This window comes from Brachybacterium sp., assembly GCF_052095815.1.
GTDB lineage: Bacteria > Actinomycetota > Actinomycetes > Actinomycetales > Dermabacteraceae > Brachybacterium.
The window spans coordinates 20,612-42,439 of the sequence record NZ_JBQDLF010000038.1; the positions used below are offsets into that span (position 1 = coordinate 20,612).

A 21,828-nucleotide genomic window follows, 5' to 3' on the forward strand; every position below is an offset into this window, starting at 1 on the left:
TCAGGATACGGCGGCGGCGTCGCGCAGTGCGTCCATGGAGGGGGCGGGGAGCATGTCGGAGACATCACCTCCGAGCGCGTGGACCTCCCGCACGAGGGACGAGGAGATGTGGGAGAGAGTCGCATCGGTGAGCAGGAAGAGCGTGTCGACGCCCGCGAGGTGGTGGTTCATCCGCGCCATCGGCTCCTCATAGGCGAGGTCGAGCTGGGAGCGCAGTCCGCGCACCACGGCGCCGGCGCCGAGCTCCCGGCAGAAGTCGACCAGCAGTCCCATGGGGAGCGTGCGGACCTCGACGTCCCGGGAGAGGTCCGTCTCCTCGAGCGTCTGCGTGATCGCGCTCTTGCGGGCCTCGAGGTCGAGCGTCCCCTGCTTCGAGGGGTTGTGGGAGACGGCGATGATCACGTGATGGCCGAGGGCGGCGGTCCGACGGGTGAGGTCCAGGTGTCCCAGGGTGAAGGGATCGAACGAGCCGGGCAGGACGACAGTGCTCATGTCGCCACTCTAATGCGGAACGTCGCTGGCGCTGATCATGCTGGCGCTGCTCAGTCGAGCGCGATGCTGACCTGGTGCACGCCCGCCTCATCGATCGCGCCGATGGTGAGCATGCCGGTGAGACCCGCGAGGTCACCGGTGCCGGAGCCGGGGGCGATGAGATAGCGGAGGTCCGGGTCGCCTCCCGCCATGGTGCCGAGCTGCTGGAAGGTGAGGGTGCCCCGGCGGCCGTCGAGGGTGCCCTCGAAGAGCTCCGTGGCGATGTACGAGGCGCTGCCGCTCGCGGGGTCCCCAGCGGTGAGCATGACCCCGCGAGAGGTGCCTTCGAGGTCGCCGACCCAGGTCTTGGCCAGGTCGAAGCGGTCAGCGGCGCCGGGGAGGATCTCGGCGGGGGTCAGGTCGACGGTGAAGGTGGCGCTGAGGATGGTCATGGCTCAAGTATCTCCGTTGCGGGCGTAGGCCGACGGAGTCATCCCGGTGATGCTCCGGAAGTCCCGGACGAAGTGGGACTGGTCGTACCAGCCGAGGTCCTGGGCGAGGTCCGCGATCGGTCGGTGGTCTCCGCGGTCGATCGCGGAGACGGCGTCCATCACGCGTGAGCGCAGGATCATGCGTTTCGGGCCGACGCCGACGAAGCGGCGGAAGGTCCGCTGCAGGTTCCGGATGCCGAGGCCCGAGCGTCGCTCGAGCTCTGCAGTGCCGGTCACCGCGGGATCGGCGAGCAGCTCGAGGATGAAGCAGAAATCCGCATATCCGGGGGCGTCCTGCGGGCGTTGCGCGAGCAGCCAGGCGTCGAGAGCGGGCGCGGCGCCGGTCGCAGCGTTCGCCGTGCTCGCCGTGCTCGACGTGCTCGACGTGCTCGACGTATTGGGATGTGCTGCGGGTGGGACGTCGGTGTCGAACCACTCTGCGGCGGGGACCGTGCGGTCCCGCACCGAGGCCGGCGGGGCTGTGGTGAAGGCGGTGGTGCCGCCGAGACGGAAGCGCACCCCGATGACGCCCCCGGTGCCGGACTGGGTCACCTCGAAGCGTCCGCGGGTGATCGGGCCCGTGATCCAGGCGCCGGCGCGGGTGCCACCGGTGCCTGCACGCCGCACCCCGCCCCATTCGCGGGTCAGATGGATGGCGGGATCATCGAGGGTGGTCACCACATGCTGCTGTCCGGGTGGGAGCTGCCAGGTCACCGACCAATACCGATCCACCCAGCGGCGCAGAGGCGCAGCCGGCTGTGCGTGGTCGTAGTGGGCGTGAAGGAGGAACTCCGCAGGATTCAGCACATGCCCGAGCATGTGGCCAGGCGGCCCCTGGCCCGGTATCGGCTGTCCCGGTGCGGTCTGGCCCGGTGCGGCCTGGCCCGGTGGCAGGTGACCGGCGGGCGTCCCACGGAAGGACCGCGACCCTGTCGCGTTCGTCCAATCCTCCGCGCTGCGCATGGAGGCAGTCTGGCAGGCATGACAGATATCCCCGTCGCCCGCCTTGCCATGATCACGCTCGATGCCACCGATCCGGAGCCGCTCGCCCAGTTCTGGTCGGCTGTGCTGGGCTGGCCGATCACCGTTCTCACCGAGCAGTACGCGATGCTCTCCGGTCCCAGCCACGCGCTGGGCATCGGCGCGATCCCCGATCATCAGGCCCCGTCCTGGCCGGATGACGGGCGCAAACAGTTCCACTTCGATCTGGCCGTCGAGGATCTCGAGGCGGCGGCGGCTCGCTGTGTGGAGCTCGGTGCCGAGCGGGTGGAGCCCCAGCCCGGCGAGACCTGGGTGGTGCTGCGCGATCCTGCTGGCCACCCCTTCTGCCTGACCGACGCTGCGGCGTGGGGATGACAGGACGGGAGACCCGTCCCCGTCAGCCGTTTCGCTCGCTCGCCAGCAGCGCGTAGGACATCCCGTCCAGCCAGCGCCCGCTGCGGTGGAGGGACTCCTCGTGGAAGGTGCCCTCGAGCCGCAGTCCGATCTTCTCCATCACCCGCCGCGAGGCGAGGTTCTCCGCGAAGCACGACGCTTCGACGCGACGCACACCGAGGCCGTCGATCGCGAGGTCGAGCAGGGCCCCGGCGAACTCGGTACCGAACCCGCGGCCGTGGATCGCCGGGTCCAGGACCCAGCCGATCTCAGCCTGCTGCCCAGCGGCCTGGTCCTTCATGTCCGCCTGGGACCACGCGTCCTGCCGCTCGAGCTTGCCGGAGGCGATGATCCTGCCGTCGAGCAGGCCCACCACGCAGCTGCCGAGAGTCTTGTCCCACCACTCCTGATGGTCCTCGAGAGACGTGTTCAGCGTGGTGGTCCATTCCTGCACCTCGGGCAGGCGGAACCATGGCCACACCGTCTCGGCGTCCTCGGAGAGGCCAGGACGCAGGATGAGGCGGCGCGTGTGCAGCGGCCAGTCGAGGTCGGCAAGGCCAGTGAGGGCGGTGGGCGAGCGCGTCATCGGGACAGGATAGCGGTGCGCTCAGAAGGGTGGCGGACGGTGCTCCGGCAGCGACGCCAGCGGCGGCGGCCCGGGATCGGTGAGCTCGTCGTACTCGGGCCGGGAGTAGTACTCGGTGAGATGGAGCCCCCACCGATAGGCCTCCTCGCGGTCCGCGCTCTCGGCGGGACTCTCGTCGAGGATTCCGAGGCGGGTCACGGCTTCGAACTCGAGATCGCTGCGGTACTGCTCCCATGCACGGTGCAGCTTCTCGGAGAGTTCCCTGGTGACGAGGTCGGTGTTCTTGGCGACGTCGCTGACCGCAGCGCCGCCGATCCTCCAGCGAGTGACGCCGGTGACTTCGTTCCGATCGGGATCGAGAAGTCCGGCGGTCTTCATCCGGTGGTGGGTCCTGCACAGCCGGTGGAGGTTCTCGATCGTGGTGGGGCCGCCTCGGGAAGGTTCCTCGAGGTCGAACTCCTCGATGTGGTCCATCTCGCCGATGGTCATCACAGAGCGGGCGCAGCCGGGCACCGCGCAGACGGGGTCGATCAGGCGGAGGTTCTCGGCCATCGCCGCGGAAGGGCGGTAAGTCTGGGACGCGCTGGGCAGGTAGTCCCCCGAGATCGGGTCGGTGAGCACCCGTTCGACGGCAGGCGCCTTGGCGACCATCTGCCGTGCCATGCGTGGTGGGATCGGGATCGTGCCGTCGAGCATGGCAGGTGCATTCGAGAGGCCGAGCAGCGTGAGCACGGGCACGACGAGCGAGATCCGGAAGGCTGGCGCGGGGACCTCTACCGTCCCGGTCTCGAGCATCGAACGGACCGCCACCGCATACTGCAGCGCCGCGAGGGACAGGTGCCGGCCCTCGCGCGCGGCGTCCCCATCGAGGTCGAAGGGGATCGGCGCACCGGTCTCGAGAGCGTGTCGTTGGGCGTCCTGGACGGCGCGTGCGGAGGCATCGAGCCGTTGACCGAAGGCGGTGATCTCTGGGATCGGACCGCGGATCATGATGCAGGCAGTGCCATCACCGTCGGGTGAGGGCTGGATGAACACGCCGCGCTGCTCCTGCGGAGTCTCCTGCACCGCCGCGCGGCCGAACCATTCGATGAGCGTGCGCAGCTCGCGGTAGAAGCGCTCGACGTCGATCGCCTCGAGCTGCCAGACCGCAACCCGCTCGTCGACCTGACGCCGCTGGACGTGCGTCAGCCGCAATACGCTGCGGATCAGCCACTCGAACCAGTCCACGGGCAGCGCGCCCTCCTCCACCCGTGCGAAGCATGCGGGCAGGTCGGTGACCGCGACGTGCGCATCCCGGAGGCGGTCTTCGCCACGGGACAGCTTCATGCGCAGACCTGCAGAGGCCGCCAACGCGTGGAGGGCCTTCTCGTCTCCCTCATCGCTCTCGGACCAGAGGGAAGCGAGGTCACGTATCTCGGCGACATAGAGGGCGGCGTGCTCCTGCCGTCGGCGGCGGAAGATCCGCAGCACAGTCTCAGCCTCCGGGGAGCTGGGAAGGACATCGGCGCGCTCCACGAGGGCTTTCGAGGTGAGGAGCTTGCGCACCCGCACCGGGGCGCGGGGAGGCTCCGCAGCGCGGGAAGGCTCCGCATTGGTCTGCTTCATGGCAATCCCCTCCTCTGCACCCTTGCTCGTGCCCTGTCGTGATCTGCGGCGCCGACGACCGATCCCCACACCGGATGTTCGATCGAATGTTCGACCGAGCGTGCGACCAGGTGCCGACATCTCTCATTTTAGAACACATGCTCGACAAGCGCCAGAGAAACATCCGCTCCTCGCAAATTTGTGGATAACCCACGGCGGTGGAGGAACGGTCGCGATATCCACAAATCGTGCACCAATTGGGGATACTCGCAGGTCACCAGTGCGCGCGCTCGGCATGACAACCGCCTCCGCGCCAGCCGCGCGAATTGCGTCCACGCCATATCTGCAGGCCACAAAGCTACAGCGTGTTAATGCATATTCGCCGCCGCGCTGCAAGCACTTCTTGAAAATGTGGATAGAGCGGCATCACGACGAGCCACCGAACGTCACGCCGAGCCACCGAACGTCAGGCCGGGCCACCGAACTGCAGCGCGGTCTCCCCGTACTCCTTGCTGCCGTCGTCCGCCCAGCCCTCGGGCCAGTCGACGGGACGAGTGCGTGAGGAGCGCTCGATGACGACCAGCGCATCCTCCGCCAGGGCGGGGCGGAGGGTGAGCAGAAGCTGCTCGAGCGCCTCGGTGGTCACGTCATACGGCGGGTCGAGGAAGACCAGGGTGGCGGCGTGGCCGGAGGGCTGCGATGCCGGCTGCGCGGCGAGCTGGGCCGCCACGGCAGCGGCCCTGCCGACTCGGATGTCCGTGCGCTCGGTGAGGCCGAGGTCGGCGGCGGTGCGGCGCAGCTGCTTGGCGGTCGGGCCGTGCAGCTCGACCAGCAGGGCATGCTCTGCGCCCCGGGACAGCGCCTCGAAGGCGAGTCCGCCGGTGCCCGCGTAGAGATCGAGCACGCGGGCGCCGACCAGGGCGTCCCAGCCCTCGAGCCGGTTGAACAGGGCCTCGCGCACCTTGTCGGTGGTCGGGCGGGTTCCCTTGCCAGGAGGGCCGGGGATGGTGCGGCCGCCGAGGGTGCCGGAGACGATGCGCGGCATATCAGCTCCTCTCCACGTCGGGGTCGGCATCCCGCAGCCGGTCCGCGACGGCACCGGCGAGAGCGGGGTGGGTGGTGAGCTCGGGGTCGGCGGCGACCACGGCGAAGGCGTCCTCGCGGGCCTGCTCGATGGCGCGGGCGTCACGGATGACATCGAGGTGCTTGAGGGTGCGCTGCAGGCCGGACTGCTCCTCCCCCACCAGATCGCCGGCGCCTCGGCGACGCAGGTCGAGCTCGGCGAGCTCGAAGCCGTCGGTCGTCTCCGCGATGGCGTGCAGGTGCGTGGAGTGCTGCTGCCCGGGCTCGCCGGAGGTGTCGAAGAAGGCGATTCCGGCGTGCTCCCCGCGACCCACGCGGCCGCGCAGCTGGTGGAGCTGGGAGACGCCGAAGCGTTCGGCGTCCAGGATGATCATCACCGAGGCGTTGGGGACGTCGACCCCCACCTCGATGACGGTGGTGGAGACCAGCACGTCGATCTCACCGCGCACCATCTGTCCCATCACCTCCTGCTTCTCCTCCACAGACAGGCGGCCGTGGAGGATGCCGAGGCGGGCCCCGGCGAGCTCGGAACGCTCGGCGAGCCGCTCTGCGGTCTGGGTGACGCCGCGGGCGGGCTCGAGCATCGGCGGCCCCTCCTTGCCGTTCTCGTCGAGGATCAGCGGGGCGGGCGCGTCGGCCTCGTCCTCATCGATGCGGGCGCAGACCACGAAGACCTGACGGCCCGCGGCGATCTCCTCCGCGGCGCGCTGCCACATCCGCCGCTCCCACTTCGGGAGCTTCTCGTGGACCACGAAGCTGGTGACGCCGGCGCGCTGCCCCGGGCTCTCGCTGAGGGTGAGCACGTCGAGGTCGCCGACGGTCGCGAGCGCAGCGGTGCGCGGGATCGGGGTCGCGGTCATCACGATCACATGAGGGCTCTTCCCGGCGGCACCCTTGGCGCGCAGCCGGCGGCGATGGTCGACCCCGAAACGGTGCTGCTCGTCGATCACCACGAGGCCGAGCGAGGCGAACTCGACCTTCTCGGCCAGCAGCGCATGGGTGCCCACGACGATCCCGGCCTGCCCGGAGGTGACGTCGAGCAGCGTCTCTCGACGGCCAGCGGTGCGCTGGGAGCCGGTGAGCAGGCGCACGCGGGTCGCGGCGGCATGCCCATCGAGCTGACCGGCGCGGGCGAGGTCCCCCAGCAGGGTGATCAGGGTGCGGTGATGCTGCTCGGCGAGCACCTCGGTGGGGGCGAGCAGCGCGGCCTGGTGGCCAGAGTCCACGGCGCGCAGCATGGCCCGCAGCGCGACGACGGTCTTGCCCGAGCCGACGTCCCCCTGCAGCAGCACGCTGGTGGGATGCCCCTTGCCGATGCGCTCCTGGATCTTCGTGCCGATCTCTCGCTGCCCCTGCGTGAGGGTGAACGGCAGGCGCTCATCGAGCAGAGGCTGCAGCGGCCCTTCAGCGGAGAGGACGGGGGCGGGGGTGCGTTCGTCCTGGGCGCGGCGCTGAGCGAAGATCGCCTGCAGGATGAAGGCCTCCTCGTAGCGGAGGTGGGCCATGCCGCGGCGGGTGTCCTCGACAGTCAGCGGGATATGGACCAGGCGGGACGCCTCGGCAAGCGGGGGCAGGCCGCGGCGGGCGATCACCTCGTCCGGCACCGGGCGGGTGAGGGAGTCGGCGAACTCGAGACCCTTCTCAGTCGCCGAGCGCATGGTGGCCTGGGAGATGTTCTGGCGCAGCGGGTAGATGGGGCGGGGCCGCTGGGCCCAGGCGCGGCCCTCGTCGGTGTCCTCGATCGTCTCGTAGTCCGGGTGGGTGATCTGGAGCGAGTCGCGGTAGTCGTCGAAGCCGACGGTGCCGTGCACGATGATCAGCGCGCCGACGGGCAGCCGGCCACGGTGCCACTGGACCTGGTGGGGCTTGGTGAGGAAGAAGGTGAGCGGCATGTCCTCGATACCGTCGGAGACGGTCACCTCGAGGATGAAGCCGCGACGGCTGCGCATCGCGCGATCGCGCACCGAGACCACCGAGACCACGGCGCTGACGGCCTCACCCTCGTTGACCTCGTGGAGGGAGCGCAGCGGAGCGGGTACGACATAGCGGCGCGGCGCGAAGCGCATCATCGTGTCCAGGTCCCGCACCCCGAAGGACGCCATAGCCTTGGACTCCTTGGAGATCAGCAGCTCCGTGAGCGGCATCGAGCCCCGTGCGGACTCGTGCCTCCTGGCCATGCGGACGTCTCCTCGTGCTCGATGTGCGCCGCCCGGTGGAGTGCGGCGCGCCAGGCCCTATCGTGCCACCATCCGGCAGTGCCGTGATGGAATCCACATGGGGAGGAAGCGTCCCCCGCTTCTGACCCGCGAGCATCTGGGCTATGATTCCGTGGTTGCCCTGACCTCCGGGGGGTCGCACCTCCGTGCTCACCCAGGTCACCGACCCCGCCGTTCCGGCGCGGGGGTGGAGCGGGCACCGCGATCAGAACATCGACGTACCAGGAGACGACAGTGGCTGCTTCCACGTGTGACATCTGCGCCAAGGCCCCGAGCTTCGGCAAGACCGTGTCTCACTCGCACCGCCGCACCTCGCGTCGCTGGAACCCGAACATCCAGTCCGTCCGCACTGTGATCAACGGCACCAGCAAGCGCGTGAACGTGTGCACCTCCTGCCTCAAGGCAGGCAAGGTCAGCACGCTCGGTGCCTGAGCGAGACCGCACAGCATTCATCCACGAGAGCCCTCACCCGATCGGGTGAGGGCTCTCGTGCATTCCGGGCGCGCTGCACCAGCCCACCGAGGAGACTCCATGCCCGCGTCAGCACCCACCATCCTGGCCACCAGCGCCGGCTACCGGCCACATCCCCGGCTGCGCTTCGGCTTCGGGCCGATGATGGCCTTCGCGATCGAGCTCGGGCAGGAACGCGGGCCTCGCACCGACGGGCCCCCGCGGATCTGCAACATCGGCACCGCGAGCGGTGATGACAAGGGCTTCCAGCGAGATATGGAAGAAGCGGCGAGGGACGCGGGATACGTCCTGCACCATCTGAGCCTGTTCACCCAGCCGAACGTCGAGGACATCGAGTCCTACCTGCGCGGGTTCGACGTCATCTGGGTGAACGGCGGCTCGGTCGTGAACCTGCTCGCGGTGTGGCGCGCGCACGGCCTGCCCGAGATCCTCCACCGGCTCTGGCATGACGGCGTGGTGCTGGCCGGGATCTCCGCGGGGTCGATCTGCTGGTTCGAGGGCGGGGCCACCGACTCCTTCGGCCCGGATCTGCAGCCGGTGACGAACGGCCTGAGCTTCCTGCCCGGCGCCAACGGTGTGCACATGGACTCCGAGGCCGGTCGCCGGCCGCTGCTGCGAGCGCTGGTGGCCGACGGGACACTGGGTGCCGCCCTCTGCACCGACGACGGCACGGGCCTGCTGTTCCGCGGCACCGAGCTGGTCGAGGCGGTCGCGGAAGTCGACGGGGTGCGGGTCACGCGGATCGAGCGCGGGGCCGACGGTGACGCCGTGGAGGCCGATCTGCCGGTACGACGCCTGCACTGAGGATCAGGGCACGTCGCGCAGCAGCGCGGTGAGGCCGTTCGGGATCTCGACAAGGTGCACCGGATCCACCTCGGTGCGCCGCAGGGTGGCCAGCAGCGGGGCGGCGTGCGGGTCGGTGGGATGGTTGTCGAAGTCGACGGTCTCCGTGCCCAGCTCCCGCAGGCCCTCGAGCAGAGCGGCGAGGCAGAGGGCGACATCGGCACGGGCCGTCGGGGCCGACGCATCGATCGCCTCGAGGGCTCCTTCTCGGTGCCGGCCGACTCTCGCGCCCTCGTCCTCGTCCCTGCCCTCGTCTTCGTCCTCGCCCTCGTCCGCGCGGTAGAGGTCGGCCAGCGCCGTGATCTCGCCGCCGCGGATCACAGCCCAGGAGTGCTCGTGCACGGACTCCTCATAGAACTCCTCCCCCACCTCGGGACGGAGCACCTCACGGGAGGCGGTGGGCGACCAGCTGGCGTGCTGCCAGGTGTAGCGGTCGGTGAGGGCGTCGACGAGCTGCTCGCGCGGGAGCTCGGTCCAGGGGACGGCGCGAGCGGTGCCGTCGTGGGACGCGCTGACCGCGGCGCACCAGCGGGCGGTGCGATCCGCTGAGACATCGACTCTCAGCAACGGGACCTCGAGGTAGGCCACCGCCCCCTGTGCGCGCAGGAAGCCGTCACGCTCCGAGCCGGGCACCACCTTGCTGGACAATGGATTATCACTGTAACTGCCGAGTTCGTGGAGAAGCGCTGTTCCGTGGCCAAGGCGGCGGTACCCCTCCTCGATCTCGAGCTCGACCAGATCGCGGTCGGGATGGACGACGTTGCGGCCGATACGGCCCACCCCGATCACGCGCGACTCCCCGGAGATGGGGTCGTCGACGTCGAGCACGAGCGCACGGAAGCCCTCGCGCCAGCCATCCGGCTTCAGCCACTCGAAACGGTTCCCGTCGCGGTCGACGTCGGCCGGCGTGGCGGGACGGAATCGTCGCGCCACGCCGGCCTCGCCCCCGTCGTTCACTCCGCTGCGGCGTCCGCGAAGGTGGAGGTGTCGATCACGGCACGGAAGTGCACATCGCCGGCGACCACGCGGTCGTAGGCGGCGTCCGCCTCCCCGACCCCGATGACCTCGATCTTCGCGGCGAGGCCGTGCTCGGCGCAGAAGTCGAGCATCTCCTGGGTCTCGGCGATGCCGCCGATGTTGGAGCCGGCGAGCACCTTGTTGCCGCCGATCAGTGAGCCGAAGCCGACGGGCTGCTTCGCCGGCGGGAGGCCCACGACCGCCATCACGCCGCGCGGCGTAAGCAGGCGCAGGTACTTGTCCACGGGGATGTCGGCGCTGATGGTGTTCAGGATCAGGTCGAACTCGCCGCGGTGGTCGCTGAAGAAGTTCTCGTCGGTGGTGGCGAGGACCCGCTGCGCTCCGAGCTCGAGGGCATCCTGCTCCTTCTTCAGGGAGCGGGAGAGCACAGTGACCTCGGCGCCCATCGCTGCCGCGAGCTGCACGCCCATGTGTCCGAGCCCGCCGAGGCCCAGCACCGCGACGCGCTTGGCGCGGCCGTCGACCTGCTCCCCGGCGCCCCAGCGGCGCAGCGGGGCGTAGGTGGTGATGCCAGCGCAGAGCAGCGGAGCGGCGGCGGCGAAGGAAAGCTCGTCAGGGATCCGGCACACGAAGCGCTCGTTGACCACGACCTTCTCGGCATAGCCGCCCTGGGTGACGGTGCCGTCGACGTCCTTCGCGTTGTAGGTGCCGACGTTGCCCTCCAGGCAGTTCTGCTCCTGGCCGGCGCGGCACTCCTCGCAGTTCCCGCAGGAGTTCACCATGCAGCCCACACCCACGCGGTCCCCGACCTTCCAGTCGGTGACAGACTCGCCGACCGCGGAGACGACGCCCGCGATCTCGTGACCGACGGTGAGCGGGAAGCTCGCCTCGCCCCATTCGTTGCGGATCGTGTGGATGTCGCTGTGGCAGATCCCGGCAGCCTCGATGTCGATGACCACGTCATCAGCGCGCGGGTCCCGGCGCTCGATGGTGGTGACGCGGAACGGCTGGTCGGGGCCGGTCTTCTGCAGGGCCTTGACGGGGATCGGCATGGAAATTCCTCCGGCGGGTCGTGTTCGTGGCGCGGAGAGCGCCGCCGACCAGCCTAACCGCGCTCAGGCGAAGTGATCGAAGCCCTCGCCCTGGATGGGCACGCCGTCCAGCAGCACTGTGGGACCTTGCGGCCCGGCGGGCAGGATCCTGCCGATCGGGCGGAACCCCTCCGGCACCTCCCCCGGGGCGAAAGCGGCGAGCATCGCATGCTCCTCCCCGCCGTGGAGCACCCAGCTCCAGGGGTCGGCACCGAGCTCCGCGGCGAGGCTTGCGAGCTGCGCGACGTCAGGGGCCAGCGCGTTGCGGTCGAGGTCGAGCGTGACGTCGGCGGCCCGGGCCAGCCTGCCTCCGTCGCGGACCAGCCCGTCGGACAGATCCATCATGGCGTGGGCCGTGCGGCCGCCGGTCCAGCCCAGCGAGAGATCCGGGTCCGGGGCGTCATGCCAGCGCACCAGCTCTGCCGCCGACGGGTCGGCGATGTCCCTGAGCATGATCGTGGGGTGGGTGCCGTCCGGGGCATGGACCAGCGCCCGCCGCCCCAGCACCAGGGCGAGCCCGGCGGCCGAGCGGCCCAGACGGGGAGACCCGATCGCGAGGACATCCCCCGCGCGGGAACCGGTGCGGCAGATGGCCGGCTGCGTCTCGGGCAGCGAGCCCATCGCGGTGACCGTGAGGACCAGCTGATCGGCGCGTCCCAGGTCGCCGCCGACGATGCTCGCCCCCTCTGCCTCCGCGCGTGCCGCCAGGCCGATCGTGAGGTCCTCGAAGACCGCCCCCGGAGTGTCGGCAGGGGCGGAGATCGCGACCACGAGGGCCAGTGGCCGAGCACCCATGGCGGCGACATCGGCAAGGTTCTGAACAGCCGCCTTGTGCCCGATCCATCGGGCGGTGGTGGCGTGCGTCAGGAAATCATGCCCCTCGACCAGGGAGTCGGTGGTGACCACCAGGCGCGGGGAGGGCAGGTGCACCACCGCGGCATCATCTCCGGGCCCCACCTGCACCTCGGCGCCGTGGCTCAGGTGCGGGAGCATGCGGGCCAGGAGCGCGGCCTCGCCGCGGGGGGTGCTGCGGGGGGCTCCGTCATGTGGAGTGTCCTCGTGGGGGGTGTCGCCTGCCATGCTCCCAGTGTGCCCGACCGGTAGGCTCTCCGAGTGCTCCGATCCCGCCTGCTCGCCCTTCCCGCCGCCGGCCTGATGGCCCTGGGCCTGGTCTCCTGCGGCACCGTCACAGTGCCCGCGGGGGCCGATGCCGCGAACCCGGTCTGCGCCGACATCGTGCTCGGCGCCCCGCCCGAGGTGCTGGGCATGGAGCGCGCGGAGACCTCGAGCCAGGGCACCGTCGCCTGGGGCAGCGGCGAGGACACGATCGTGATGCGCTGCGGTGTGACTCCGCCCGGTCCCACCACCGACCTCTGCACCACCCTCGCCGATGGCGACGGGGTGGAGGTGGACTGGATCGTCCGCGAGCTCGAGGACGAGGTGTTCCTGTACACGACCTACGGCCGGGAGCCTGCGGTCGACGTCACGGTGCCGAGGTCGGCCGCGCCGGATCAGCCCTCGGGCGCCGCTCTGGCCCTCTCCCAGGTGATCAGCCGGAACATCGAGGCGACGGACTTCTGCATCGGCCCGGGCGACCAGCCCGCACAGTAGCGCCCAGCGGGTCAGGGCTCAGAGCTCAGTGCTCAGCGGGGGCCCAGGCGGCGCTTCCGCGCCTGCTCGATCAGCTCGGCGATGAGGTCCGCATAGCTCAGCCCCATGTGCTCCCAGAGCACCGGGAACATCGAGTATGGGGTGAAGCCCGGCATCGTGTTGACCTCGTTGATCAGCACCCGACGGTCGCGGGTGACGAACATGTCCACGCGCGCCAGCCCCTCCAGGCCCAGCGCCGTGAAGGCGCGGGAGGCGATCTCGCGAGCCTCCTCGAGCATGTCATCGGGCAGGCCGGCGGGCACGTCGATGCTCACGGTGCCCTTGCCGAAGTACTTCGCCTCGTAGTCGTAGAACTCGAGGTCGTCGCCGACCTTCACCTCCCCGGGCAGCGTGGTGCTGGGCTCTCCGCCGTCGCGGCCCTGCAGCACACCGCACTCGACCTCGCGGGCGTCGAGCCCCTCCTCCACCAGCACCTTGGGGTCCTCGGCGAAGGCGGTCTTGATCGCGATCTCGAGCTCGGCGGGATCGGTCACCTTGGTGACGCCCAGGCTCGAGCCGGCACGGGCGGGCTTGACGAACCAGGGCAGCGGGTGGTTCTTGCGCAGATAGGTGAGGACGCGGTGCGATTCGCTGGCCCAGCGGTCCTCGTGGACGACGATCCCAGGGGCGCATTCGAGGCCGACGGCACGCAGCACGAGCTTCGTCGCGGCCTTGTCCATCGCGGCGGCGGAGGCGAGCACCCCGCTGCCCACGTAGGGGATGTCCAGCATCTCGAGCATGCCCTGGACGGTGCCGTCCTCGCCGTAGGCCCCGTGCAGGAGCGGCCACACGACATCGATGTCCGCAAGCTCGTGGACCGTGCCGTCGCGGAGGGTGCGCAGGGTGATCGGCTCCCCCGGGCGGTGGCGGGTGCTGGGAAGCAGCACCTCGTGCCCGGAGGCGTCGACCTCGGGGGCGCGTCCGTCGACCAGGGTCCAGTCGCTCGGGTCGTCGGAGACATGGATCCAGCGGCCTTCGCGCGTGATGCCGATGGCGATCACGGCGAAGCGCTCGCGATCGATCGCGGCCAGGATGCCGCCGGCGGTCACGCACGAGATGCCGTGCTCCCCGCTGCGGCCGCCGAACAGGAGGGCGACGGTGGTTCTCATGGGCCAAGGATATTCACTGTTGGTCACTCCGGGCGCACCGAGCGTGCCAGCAGTGCCGTGGTGACCTCTTCCATACGGGCGCCGTGATCCACGACCGCGACCACGGCGCGGGTGATGGGCATGTCCACGTCGAGGCGGGCGGCGAGCTCGGCGACGGCGCGAGCGGTGGCGACCCCCTCGGCGGTCTGCCCGACCTCGGCGGCGGCCGCAGCGACGTCGAGGCCGCGGCCGAGAGCGAGACCCAGGCGGTGGTTGCGGCTCAGCGGCGAGGAGCACGTGGCCACCAGGTCCCCCATTCCGGCGAGGCCGGAGAAGGTCTCTCGCCGACCGCCGAGGGCGACGCCGAGCCGGGTGATCTCTGCGAGCCCGCGGGTGATCAGGGAGGCGGTGGTGTTGTGTCCGTGGCCGAGCCCGACCGCCGCACCGACCGCGATCGCGATCACGTTCTTCACCGCTCCGGCGATTTCCACGCCGATGACGTCGGTAGAGGTGTAGGCGCGGAGGTACGGCGCCTCGCTCCAGGCGGCCAGGACGTCCGCGAGCGCCTGGGAGGGGGCGGCGACGACCGACGCGCAGGGGCGGCGCTCGGCGATCTCCGCCGAGAGGTTCGGACCCGAGAGCACCCCGATGCGCTCCGGGTCGACTCCCCCGGCCTCGGCGATGATCTGGCTGATGCGGGCATCAGTACCGCGCTCGATGCCCTTGGTCAGCGACAGCACCGGCACCTCTGGCAGCTCTGGCCACGGGGCGAGGGTGGCCCGCATCGACTGGGCGGGGATCGCGACCACCAGCCCGTGGACTCCCTCGAGCGCCTCCTCGAGGCGAGAGGTGCTGTGGATCGACTCGGGAAGTCGATGCTCGCGGAGGTAGGTGCTGTTGCGATGCTGTTCGCGGATCTCGCGGGCGACCTCCTCACGGCGGGCCCACAGCGTGACCTCGGCGCCGCCGTCGGCGAGCACCTGGGCGAAGGTGGTGCCCCAGCTTCCGGCGCCGAGCACGGCGAGACGGGTGGTCGATGTCATGTGATCTGCTTCCAGGCTCGATATCCGTGCTGGGGCCTGCCTACCTCAGGACGATGGGCATCCGTGCGGCCGTCGTGCAGCTCCTGTGGGGGCTGCTGACCTCGCAGCTGTCCCAGCAGCTCCGCGATCTTCATCATCAGCTCCTCGGTGACGCGCAGGGCGGCCTGCTGGGTGGTCTCGCCATCCAGCTGCGACACCGTGAAGGGCTCTCCGACCAGCATCTGCACATGACGGCCGGGTCTCGGTCGCGGCAGCGGGGAGCCGACGGGCCACAGGGCCCGCCCGCCCCAGGTCGCGATCGGCAGCAGCGGGGCCCCGGTGTTCAGGGCCAGCCGCGCGGCACCGACCCGGCCCCGCATCGGCCACAGCTCGCGGTCGCGGGTGTACGTGCCCTCGGGGAAGAGCATGATCAGCTCGCCGCGCGCGAGGGCGGCGCGGGCATCTGCCAGGGCATCGCTGCTGCGAGAGGTGCCGCGCCGCACCGGGATCTGGCGCGCGGCGCGCAGCAGGGCGCCGAGCACCGGGACCCGGAACAGGGTCTCCTTGGCTAGGAAGCGCGGAGCGATCCCGTGGGCCTGGAGAAGATGCCCGTAGCCGAAGGCGTCGAAGGCGCTCAGATGGTTCCCGCAGGCGATCACCGCTCCCGCTTCCTGGGGCAGGCGCTCGACTCCCTGCCAGCGTGGGCGGGACAGCAGGGCGATCAGGGGGCGCAGCGGGAGCTGCGCGAGGCCGATCACGAGTCCTGCCTGTCGCTCGGGCCTCCGGGCGGTGCCGATGTCCCAGCTGCGCAGCAGGGACGTCATCGTGCTGCCGAGGGGCCTCGGCCCAGAGCCTTCCGCGAGACCTGTCCGGTCAGCGAGGCGGCTGCGGGGTTGCCCGCCAGCGCGCGTCGGCGCAGGGTAGTGGGAGCCCGCCGCGCCAGGGTGTTGACCGCAGCGGCGTGCATCAGCCGACGGGGCGCGAAGGCCAGGCGGCCACGCACTGATCGGAACTTCACCGCGGTGGTGACCTGCAGCAGCTCGCCGCCGGGGAGCAGTGCGACCCCGATCCGCACGGTCAGCTTCTCGTCGTCGTCGATGATCAGCGCCTCGGAGCCGAGCACCTCGTCCGCGACGAACTCCTTCTGCGGCGGCGGGACCATGTCGAACAGCCGGATGGCCTCGTCGCGCAGTGCCCGCAGGCCTCGGGAGGTCAGCGGGGTGTTCTCGTGGGAGAAGATCGCGTCCGCCCAGACCCGGGGGTCCGGCTCATCGACCCCGGCGGTGGGCACGATCACGACATCGCAGTAGTCGGGGATCGGGATGTCCCGCAGTGCGAGGGAGCCTGCCGCTCCGGCCACCGGGCCGGTGATCTGGCTGGCAGGCAGCTCCTCCGCCGCCATCAGCCCTCCTCCCAGAATTCGCCGCCGAGGGCTCCGAGCTTGTCGCGGAAGGATTCGTACCCGCGGTCGATGAGGTCGATGCCGCGGATGGTCGAGACCCCTTCGGCACCCAGCGCCGCGATCAGGTACGAGAAGCCGCCGCGCAGATCGGGGACGGTGATGTCCGCGCCGTGCAGCGAGTTGGGGCCGGAGACCACTGCGGAGTGGTTGTAGTTGGAGCGGCCGAAGCGGCAGCTCGACCCGCCCAGGCATTCGCGGTAGACCTGGATGCGGGCTCCCATGTCGTTCAGCGCGGAGGTGAACCCCAGACGGTTCTCGTACACCGTCTCGTGGAGGATCGAAATGCCGTCGGCCTGGGTGAGGGCGACCACCAGCGGCTGCTGCCAGTCGGTCATGAAGCCGGGATGGACATCGGTCTCCAGGGCGATCGCCTTGAGCGGAGTGCCGGGATGGAAGAAGCGGATCCCGTCCTCGCGGATCTCCATCCCGCCGCCGATCTTGCGGAAGATGTTCAGGAAGGTCGCCATCGGCTTCTGCTGGGCGCCGCGCACGAAGACGGACCCCTTGGTGACCAGTGCCGCGCAGGCCCACGAGCCCGCCTCGATGCGGTCGGTCAGTGCCGTGTGCTGGTATCCGCCCAGACGGTCGACGCCTTCGATCGTGATGGTGCGGTCGGTCTGCAGGGAGATCAGGGCACCCATCTTCTGCAGCACCGCGATCAGGTCCTCGATCTCGGGCTCGACCGCGGCGTTCGTGAGCTCCGTGATGCCCCTGGCGCGGACCGCTGTCAGCAGGACCTGCTCGGTCGCGCCGACGCTCGGATACTCGAGATGGATCTTCGTGCCGGTGAGCCCGTTCGGCGCGGTGATGTAGATGCCCATCTCGCGCTTGTCCACGACCGCGCCGAAGCTGCGCAGCACATCGAGGTGGTAGTTGATGGGGCGGTCACCGATCCGGCAGCCGCCGAGATCGGGGATGATCGCCTCGCCGAGCCGATGCAGCAGCGGGCCGCAGAACAGGATCGGGATCCGCGAGCTGCCCGCATGGGCGTCGATATCGGCGACGTGCGCTTGCTCGACGTTCGAGGGATCCAGCCGCAGCGTGCCCTCGGCGACGTCGTGCTCGATCTTGACGCCGTGGATCGAGAGCAGGTTCGAGACGATCCGCACGTCGGAGATGTCGGGAACCGAGCGCAGGATGCTCGGCTCCTCCCCCAGCAGCGCCGCGACCATCGCCTTCGAGACCAGGTTCTTCGCCCCGCGCACAGTGATCTCACCGTCGAGGGGCCGTCCTCCGCGCACATGGAATGTCGAACTCATGGTGTCCTTGCCTTGACGGTCGGACGCCCGTGGACGCCGCTCTCTGACCGGGTCACCATACCGGAGGGACCTCGGCGGGAGCCGGAACCCGGCTCCCGGCCCGAGAGGTGGTCAGACAGAGGCTCTCAGTCCGAGTCGGCGGTGCGGGCCGGCAGAGTCTTCGGCATCCAGGACGGACGCGTCGCCTCGAAATCGGTGATGTCCTGCTCATGGCGCATGGTCAGGCCGATGTCGTCCAGGCCCTCCATGAGGCGCCAGCGGGTGTAGTCGTCGACCTCGAAGCGGAAGGTGCTGTCCCCGGCGTGGGCCTGACGGTTCTCCAGGTCCACGGTCACCTCGGTGCCGGGGTTCTCCTCGAGGATCTTCCACAACTGCTCGAGATCGTCCTGCGACAGGATCCCGGCGACCAGGCCCTGCTTGCCGGCGTTGCCGCGGAAGATCTCCGCGAAGCGGGTGGACAGCACGGCTTTGAAACCGTAGTCGCGCAGCGCCCAGACCGCATGCTCGCGGGAGGAGCCGGTGCCGAAGTCGGGGCCGGCCACCAGCACCGAGCCCTTCGCGTAGGCGGGCTGGTTCAGCACGAACTCGGGGTCGTTGGTGCGCCAGGCGTTGAACAGTCCGTCGTCGAAGCCGGTCTTGGTGACGCGCTTGAGGTAGACGGCGGGGATGATCTGGTCGGTGTCGACGTTGCTGCGACGCAGCGGGACACCGATGCCGGTGTGGGTCGTGAAGGCTTCCATGGAGATGCTCCTGGTCAGGCGACGGGCTGGAGGTCGGAGGGCGCGGAGTCCGCACCGAGGTCCGACGGCGAGGACAGGGTGCCGCGCACGGCGGTGGCGGCAGCCACCACCGGGGAGACCAGGTGGGTGCGGCCACCCTTGCCCTGGCGGCCCTCGAAGTTGCGGTTCGAGGTGGAGGCGGCGCGCTCGCCCGGTGCCAGCTGGTCCGGATTCATGCCCAGGCACATCGAGCAGCCGGCCTGGCGCCATTCAGCACCGAAGTCCAGGAAGATGCGGTCCAGCCCCTCCTTCTCGGCCTGCAGGCGCACCCGGGCCGAGCCGGGGACGACCAGCACCCGCACATCGGGGTGCTTGCTCCGGCCCTCGAGCACCGAGGCGAACGCCCGCAGGTCCTCGATGCGGCCGTTGGTGCACGAGCCCATGAAGACGGTGTCGACCTTGATGTCCTTCAGCGGGGTGCCGGGGACCAGGTCCATGTACTCCAACGCGCGCTCGGCGGCGTTGCGGGCACTGTCGTCGGTGAAGTCCTCGGGCGCGGGGACCGAGGCGGACAGGGGCAGGCCCTGGCCCGGGTTCGTGCCCCAGGTGACGAAGGGCTCGAGCGTGTCCGCGTCGATGAACACCTCGGTGTCGAAGGTGGCGTCATCGTCGCTCCGCAGCGTCTTCCAATAGGCGACGGCCTCGTCCCAGTCCTTCCCCCGCGGCGCGTGGGGACGACCCTGGACGTACTCGAAGGTGGTCTCGTCGGGGGCGATCATGCCCGCACGCGCTCCCGCCTCGATGGACATGTTGCAGACGGTCATGCGGCCCTCCATGGAGAGCTGACGGATCGCCTCGCCGCGGTACTCGAGCACGTAGCCCGCGCCGCCGCCGGTGCCGATCTTCGCGATGACCGCGAGGATGATGTCCTTCGCGGTCACGCCCGGCTTCAGTGCGCCGTTCACGGTGATCGCCATGGTCTTGAAGGGGGTCAGCGGCAGCGTCTGGGTGGCGAGCACGTGCTCGACCTCGCTGGTGCCGATCCCGAAGGCCAGAGCCCCGAAGGCGCCGTGCGTCGAGGTGTGGGAGTCGCCGCACACCACGGTGATGCCGGGCATGGTCAGGCCCAGCTGCGGGCCGACCACGTGGACGATCCCCTGGTCGACGTCCCCGAGCGAGTGGATGCGCACGCCGAACTCCTCGGCGTTGCGGCGCAGCGTATCGATCTGGGTGCGCGAGGTGAGGTCCGCGATCGGCTTGTCGATGTCGATCGTGGGGGTGTTGTGATCCTCGGTCGCGATCGTCTGGTCGATCCGGCGCGGGCCACGGCCCTCCTGGCGGAGGCCGTCGAAGGCCTGCGGGCTGGTCACCTCGTGCAGGAGCTGGAGGTCGATGTACAGCAGGTCCGGTTCGCCGTTCTCTCCGCGACGGACCACGTGATCCGCCCAGACCTTCTCCGCGAGGGTCCCCGCCATATCGATCCTTCCCTGCGCCCCGGATGAGGGCGCGCTGCTGAATGCTGAGATGCACTCGGGGTGCGAGCGCTCGTCCCATGGTGGGCGGGTCCACGATGCGATGCACTTGCGTCTCACCAAATAAGACGGCAGTATCGGAGCATGGACAAGACCTCAGAGGAGAACGGCAGCGGCGTCGGCGTGCTGGACAAGGCGGCGATCGTCCTCGGCGCCCTCGAAGCCGGCCCCGCGACCCTCGCCCAGCTCGTGCAGTCGACGGGCCTCGCCCGGCCCACCGCGCACCGCCTCGCCGTCGCGCTCGAGTTCCACCATCTCGTCGCCCGCGACATGCAGGGACGCTTCGTCCTGGGCCCGCGCCTGGGCGAGCTCGCCGCCGCCGCCGGGGAGGACCGCCTGCTGGCCTCGGCCGGTCCCGTGCTGGCCGCGCTGCGTGACCACACCGGCGAATCCGCGCAGCTCTACCGTCGCCAGGGCGATCACCGCATCTGCGTGGCAGCGGCGGAGCGACCGATCGGGCTGCGGGACTCGGTGCCGCTGGGCGCCGCGCTCACCATGCGGGCAGGTTCCGCCGCCCAGATCCTGCTGGCCTGGGAGGAGCCCGACCGCCTGCATCGTGGGCTGCTCGGCGCCCGGTTCACCGCGACCCAGCTCTCCGCTGTGCGGCGGCGCGGATGGGCGCAGTCGATCGGCGAGCGCGAGCCCGGCGTGGGATCCGTCTCCTCCCCCGTGCGCGGTCCGAACGGGCGCGTGGTCGCGGCCCTGAGCATCTCCGGACCGATCGACCGCATCACCCGTCAGCCGGGCCGCCTCCATGCGGCATCGGTCATGAGCTCGGCGAACCATCTCACCGAGCTGCTGCGCCGCGCAGGCTCCTGAGCACGCACGCCCGCAGCGTCAGTCCCGTCCCGCAGCGTCAGTCCCGCTCGATCCAGACCGGGGTGTTGGCGAAGCGCAGCACGTTGACCAGCTGACGAGGTGCGCCGACCTTGCCTCCCGCACCCGATGAACGCTCCCCTGCGACCACCATCAGGCAGGCGTCCTCGCTGGCCTGGACCAGCTGCTTCGGGCTGTCGGACGCGGCGATCGTCACGTCCCGCACGAATACTCCCGGATGCGTCAACGAGATCCGCTGGGCGACGCCGGCGAGGATCTCCTGCGCCTGTTCCGGGGTGGTCTCCGGGCGCACGACCAGGTGGAAGTCCCGCCCGTAGGCCTCTGCGAGGTCCGCGGCCCGGGTGACCACCTCCGTCGCGATCTCGTGATGCACCAGGCCGATCGGCCCCGTGCCGTCGACCCGTCCGCGGACCACCACCACGGGGCAGTAGGAGCGCGCCGCCAGCGCAAGGCTCTTGGACCCGACGATGAGGGTCATCAGACGCCCCATGCCGCGACCTCCGAGCACCAGCAGATCTGATTCCCTGCTGACCCCGACCAGTACCGGCACCGCATTGCCGTCGACGATCTCCGAGGTCACGGGAAGATCCGGATGCTCTTCGCGGATGATCCGGGTGGCATCGAGGATCAGGCTGTGCGCGGCATTGCGGAAGCCGGAGCCTGCCATCCCCGAGATCGGGTCGATGTTGACGTCGAGCTCGGTCCAGACGAAGGCGTGGACGAGATGGACGGTGCCGCCGACTGCGGCGGCATGGAGGGCGGCCCAGCGGACCGCCTGATCGGACTCGTCGGCATCGAAGACGCCGACCGTGATTCGGGGACCAGTGCTGTGCGTCATGTCACGACGATACTCTGCCCGCCCGGTGCAGGTCCGGAAATGACGAAGGAGCCGACACTGGGAAGTGTCGACTCCTGCTCGTACCCCGTACCGGATTTGAACCGGTGTTACCGCCGTGAGAGGGCGGCGTCCTAGGCCTCTAGACGAACGGGGCTGAAACGAGATCCGAAAATCTCGGTCGTACCCCGTACCGGATTTGAACCGGTGTTACCGCCGTGAGAGGGCGGCGTCCT

Annotated in this window: 23 protein-coding genes and 1 tRNA gene; 5 read left to right on the plus strand and 19 right to left on the minus strand. The window is 70.1% G+C overall.

All coding sequences use genetic code 11. The annotated features are described in order from the left end of the window. From coaD to ACTH43_RS13935, 3 genes are read right to left on the minus strand one after another with little or no spacing between them, the layout of a single operon-like run. Nucleotides 1-492: a pantetheine-phosphate adenylyltransferase gene (gene coaD / locus ACTH43_RS13925; protein WP_441445498.1), complete on the minus strand. Its 492-nt coding sequence runs from the start codon at nucleotides 490-492 to the stop codon at nucleotides 1-3. A gap of 50 nt (nucleotides 493-542) precedes the next feature. Next, the gene (locus ACTH43_RS13930; protein WP_441445499.1) at nucleotides 543-923 is read right to left on the minus strand and encodes a DUF3224 domain-containing protein; all 381 of its coding nucleotides are present in this window, start codon (nucleotides 921-923) and stop codon (nucleotides 543-545) included. 3 nt (nucleotides 924-926) lie between these two features. After that, nucleotides 927-1,781: a helix-turn-helix domain-containing protein gene (locus tag ACTH43_RS13935; protein ID WP_441445500.1), complete on the minus strand. Its 855-nt coding sequence runs from the start codon at nucleotides 1,779-1,781 to the stop codon at nucleotides 927-929. 162 nt (nucleotides 1,782-1,943) lie between these two features. Here ACTH43_RS13935 and ACTH43_RS13940 point away from each other — a divergent pair, with 162 nt between their 5' ends. Then, nucleotides 1,944-2,318, plus strand: coding sequence for a VOC family protein (locus tag ACTH43_RS13940; RefSeq protein ID WP_441445501.1), 375 nt, complete (start codon nucleotides 1,944-1,946; stop codon nucleotides 2,316-2,318). Nucleotides 2,319-2,340: 22 nt separating this feature from the next. On the opposite strand, the gene ACTH43_RS13945 is transcribed toward ACTH43_RS13940, so the two are convergent. From ACTH43_RS13945 to ACTH43_RS13960, 4 genes are all read right to left on the minus strand, one after another. Then, on the minus strand, nucleotides 2,341-2,922 hold the full coding sequence (locus ACTH43_RS13945; protein WP_441445502.1) for a GNAT family N-acetyltransferase: 582 nt from the start codon (nucleotides 2,920-2,922) through the stop codon (nucleotides 2,341-2,343). 21 nt (nucleotides 2,923-2,943) lie between these two features. Next, nucleotides 2,944-4,527 carry an HNH endonuclease signature motif containing protein gene (locus ACTH43_RS13950; protein WP_441445503.1) on the minus strand — a complete coding sequence of 528 codons (1,584 nt, stop codon included), beginning with the start codon at nucleotides 4,525-4,527 and terminating at the stop codon, nucleotides 2,944-2,946. 445 nt (nucleotides 4,528-4,972) lie between these two features. Beyond that, a complete protein-coding gene (rsmD, locus tag ACTH43_RS13955; RefSeq protein WP_441445504.1) occupies nucleotides 4,973-5,551 on the minus strand; it encodes a 16S rRNA (guanine(966)-N(2))-methyltransferase RsmD in 579 nt (192 codons plus the stop codon). A gap of 1 nt (nucleotide 5,552) precedes the next feature. Then, on the minus strand, nucleotides 5,553-7,766 hold the full coding sequence (locus ACTH43_RS13960; RefSeq protein WP_441445505.1) for an ATP-dependent DNA helicase RecG: 2,214 nt from the start codon (nucleotides 7,764-7,766) through the stop codon (nucleotides 5,553-5,555). A gap of 273 nt (nucleotides 7,767-8,039) precedes the next feature. Here ACTH43_RS13960 and rpmB point away from each other — a divergent pair, with 273 nt between their 5' ends. Further along, nucleotides 8,040-8,237 (plus strand): 50S ribosomal protein L28, encoded by a 198-nt coding sequence (gene rpmB / locus ACTH43_RS13965; RefSeq protein ID WP_441445506.1) that lies wholly within the window; start codon nucleotides 8,040-8,042, stop codon nucleotides 8,235-8,237. 99 nt (nucleotides 8,238-8,336) lie between these two features. Further along, a complete protein-coding gene (locus ACTH43_RS13970; RefSeq protein WP_441445507.1) occupies nucleotides 8,337-9,080 on the plus strand; it encodes a Type 1 glutamine amidotransferase-like domain-containing protein in 744 nt (247 codons plus the stop codon). A 3-nt stretch (nucleotides 9,081-9,083) separates the two neighbouring features. Here the strand turns inward: ACTH43_RS13970 and ACTH43_RS13975 are convergent, their stop codons facing one another. The 3 genes from ACTH43_RS13975 to thiL all read right to left on the minus strand — a co-directional run bounded on the left by ACTH43_RS13975 (nucleotide 9,084) and on the right by thiL (nucleotide 12,268). Further along, nucleotides 9,084-10,052, minus strand: a complete 969-nt coding sequence (locus tag ACTH43_RS13975) for a GNAT family N-acetyltransferase (RefSeq protein WP_441445508.1) — start codon at nucleotides 10,050-10,052, stop codon at nucleotides 9,084-9,086. Nucleotides 10,053-10,072: 20 nt separating this feature from the next. Continuing rightward, nucleotides 10,073-11,149, minus strand: coding sequence for an NAD(P)-dependent alcohol dehydrogenase (locus tag ACTH43_RS13980; protein ID WP_441445509.1), 1,077 nt, complete (start codon nucleotides 11,147-11,149; stop codon nucleotides 10,073-10,075). Between the two features lie 63 nt (nucleotides 11,150-11,212). Beyond that, a complete protein-coding gene (thiL, locus tag ACTH43_RS13985) occupies nucleotides 11,213-12,268 on the minus strand; it encodes a thiamine-phosphate kinase (protein WP_441445510.1) in 1,056 nt (351 codons plus the stop codon). Nucleotides 12,269-12,301: 33 nt separating this feature from the next. Between thiL and ACTH43_RS13990 the strand changes: the two genes are divergently transcribed. Then, complete coding sequence (locus tag ACTH43_RS13990; RefSeq protein ID WP_441445511.1) at nucleotides 12,302-12,799, plus strand: DUF3515 family protein; 498 nt, start codon at nucleotides 12,302-12,304, stop codon at nucleotides 12,797-12,799. A 32-nt stretch (nucleotides 12,800-12,831) separates the two neighbouring features. On the opposite strand, the gene ACTH43_RS13995 is transcribed toward ACTH43_RS13990, so the two are convergent. The 7 genes from ACTH43_RS13995 to leuC form a co-directional block, all read right to left on the minus strand. Beyond that, a complete protein-coding gene (locus tag ACTH43_RS13995) occupies nucleotides 12,832-13,947 on the minus strand; it encodes a D-alanine--D-alanine ligase family protein (RefSeq protein ID WP_441445512.1) in 1,116 nt (371 codons plus the stop codon). Nucleotides 13,948-13,970: 23 nt separating this feature from the next. Further along, nucleotides 13,971-14,969, minus strand: coding sequence for an NAD(P)H-dependent glycerol-3-phosphate dehydrogenase (locus tag ACTH43_RS14000; protein WP_441445513.1), 999 nt, complete (start codon nucleotides 14,967-14,969; stop codon nucleotides 13,971-13,973). After that, nucleotides 14,966-15,772, minus strand: a complete 807-nt coding sequence (locus ACTH43_RS14005) for a lysophospholipid acyltransferase family protein (protein ID WP_441445514.1) — start codon at nucleotides 15,770-15,772, stop codon at nucleotides 14,966-14,968. Before ACTH43_RS14005 ends, ACTH43_RS14000 begins: the two co-directional genes overlap by 4 nt. Further along, entirely contained in the window at nucleotides 15,769-16,350 is a 582-nt protein-coding gene (locus tag ACTH43_RS14010; protein WP_441445515.1) for a hypothetical protein, read from the minus strand. Before ACTH43_RS14010 ends, ACTH43_RS14005 begins: the two co-directional genes overlap by 4 nt. Beyond that, entirely contained in the window at nucleotides 16,350-17,669 is a 1,320-nt protein-coding gene (murA, locus tag ACTH43_RS14015; RefSeq protein WP_441445516.1) for a UDP-N-acetylglucosamine 1-carboxyvinyltransferase, read from the minus strand. Before murA ends, ACTH43_RS14010 begins: the two co-directional genes overlap by 1 nt. 125 nt (nucleotides 17,670-17,794) lie before the next feature. Then, nucleotides 17,795-18,409 (minus strand): 3-isopropylmalate dehydratase small subunit, encoded by a 615-nt coding sequence (gene leuD / locus ACTH43_RS14020; protein ID WP_441445517.1) that lies wholly within the window; start codon nucleotides 18,407-18,409, stop codon nucleotides 17,795-17,797. Nucleotides 18,410-18,423: 14 nt separating this feature from the next. Next, complete coding sequence (gene leuC / locus ACTH43_RS14025; RefSeq protein ID WP_441445518.1) at nucleotides 18,424-19,863, minus strand: 3-isopropylmalate dehydratase large subunit; 1,440 nt, start codon at nucleotides 19,861-19,863, stop codon at nucleotides 18,424-18,426. Between the two features lie 141 nt (nucleotides 19,864-20,004). On the opposite strand from leuC, the gene ACTH43_RS14030 reads away from it, so the two are divergent. After that, nucleotides 20,005-20,739, plus strand: a complete 735-nt coding sequence (locus ACTH43_RS14030; RefSeq protein WP_441445519.1) for an IclR family transcriptional regulator — start codon at nucleotides 20,005-20,007, stop codon at nucleotides 20,737-20,739. 37 nt (nucleotides 20,740-20,776) lie between these two features. Here ACTH43_RS14030 and ACTH43_RS14035 read toward each other — a convergent pair whose 3' ends face one another. Together ACTH43_RS14035 and ACTH43_RS14040 are read right to left on the minus strand one after the other, a co-directional pair. Beyond that, entirely contained in the window at nucleotides 20,777-21,595 is an 819-nt protein-coding gene (locus tag ACTH43_RS14035) for a universal stress protein (RefSeq protein ID WP_441445520.1), read from the minus strand. 81 nt (nucleotides 21,596-21,676) lie between these two features. Beyond that, nucleotides 21,677-21,749 (minus strand) — tRNA-Glu (locus ACTH43_RS14040). Nucleotides 21,750-21,828 lie beyond the last annotated feature (79 nt).

What these genes read in the sequence shown, in the direction of transcription:
- coaD (WP_441445498.1), bottom strand. Translation starts at nt 492, where the DNA reads ATGAGCACTGTCGTCCTGCCCGGCTCGTTCGATCCCTTCACCCTGGGA.
- ACTH43_RS13930 (WP_441445499.1), bottom strand. Translation starts at nt 923, where the DNA reads ATGACCATCCTCAGCGCCACCTTCACCGTCGACCTGACCCCCGCCGAG.
- ACTH43_RS13935 (WP_441445500.1), bottom strand. Translation starts at nt 1,781, where the DNA reads ATGCTCGGGCATGTGCTGAATCCTGCGGAGTTCCTCCTTCACGCCCAC.
- ACTH43_RS13940 (WP_441445501.1), top strand. Translation starts at nt 1,944, where the DNA reads ATGACAGATATCCCCGTCGCCCGCCTTGCCATGATCACGCTCGATGCC.
- ACTH43_RS13945 (WP_441445502.1), bottom strand. Translation starts at nt 2,922, where the DNA reads ATGACGCGCTCGCCCACCGCCCTCACTGGCCTTGCCGACCTCGACTGG.
- ACTH43_RS13950 (WP_441445503.1), bottom strand. Translation starts at nt 4,527, where the DNA reads ATGAAGCAGACCAATGCGGAGCCTTCCCGCGCTGCGGAGCCTCCCCGC.
- rsmD (WP_441445504.1), bottom strand. Translation starts at nt 5,551, where the DNA reads ATGCCGCGCATCGTCTCCGGCACCCTCGGCGGCCGCACCATCCCCGGC.
- ACTH43_RS13960 (WP_441445505.1), bottom strand. Translation starts at nt 7,766, where the DNA reads ATGGCCAGGAGGCACGAGTCCGCACGGGGCTCGATGCCGCTCACGGAG.
- ACTH43_RS13970 (WP_441445507.1), top strand. Translation starts at nt 8,337, where the DNA reads ATGCCCGCGTCAGCACCCACCATCCTGGCCACCAGCGCCGGCTACCGG.
- ACTH43_RS13980 (WP_441445509.1), bottom strand. Translation starts at nt 11,149, where the DNA reads ATGCCGATCCCCGTCAAGGCCCTGCAGAAGACCGGCCCCGACCAGCCG.
- thiL (WP_441445510.1), bottom strand. Translation starts at nt 12,268, where the DNA reads ATGGCAGGCGACACCCCCCACGAGGACACTCCACATGACGGAGCCCCC.
- ACTH43_RS13995 (WP_441445512.1), bottom strand. Translation starts at nt 13,947, where the DNA reads ATGAGAACCACCGTCGCCCTCCTGTTCGGCGGCCGCAGCGGGGAGCAC.
- ACTH43_RS14000 (WP_441445513.1), bottom strand. Translation starts at nt 14,969, where the DNA reads ATGACATCGACCACCCGTCTCGCCGTGCTCGGCGCCGGAAGCTGGGGC.
- ACTH43_RS14005 (WP_441445514.1), bottom strand. Translation starts at nt 15,772, where the DNA reads ATGACGTCCCTGCTGCGCAGCTGGGACATCGGCACCGCCCGGAGGCCC.
- ACTH43_RS14010 (WP_441445515.1), bottom strand. Translation starts at nt 16,350, where the DNA reads ATGGCGGCGGAGGAGCTGCCTGCCAGCCAGATCACCGGCCCGGTGGCC.
- murA (WP_441445516.1), bottom strand. Translation starts at nt 17,669, where the DNA reads ATGAGTTCGACATTCCATGTGCGCGGAGGACGGCCCCTCGACGGTGAG.
- leuD (WP_441445517.1), bottom strand. Translation starts at nt 18,409, where the DNA reads ATGGAAGCCTTCACGACCCACACCGGCATCGGTGTCCCGCTGCGTCGC.
- leuC (WP_441445518.1), bottom strand. Translation starts at nt 19,863, where the DNA reads ATGGCGGGGACCCTCGCGGAGAAGGTCTGGGCGGATCACGTGGTCCGT.
- ACTH43_RS14030 (WP_441445519.1), top strand. Translation starts at nt 20,005, where the DNA reads ATGGACAAGACCTCAGAGGAGAACGGCAGCGGCGTCGGCGTGCTGGAC.
- ACTH43_RS14035 (WP_441445520.1), bottom strand. Translation starts at nt 21,595, where the DNA reads ATGACGCACAGCACTGGTCCCCGAATCACGGTCGGCGTCTTCGATGCC.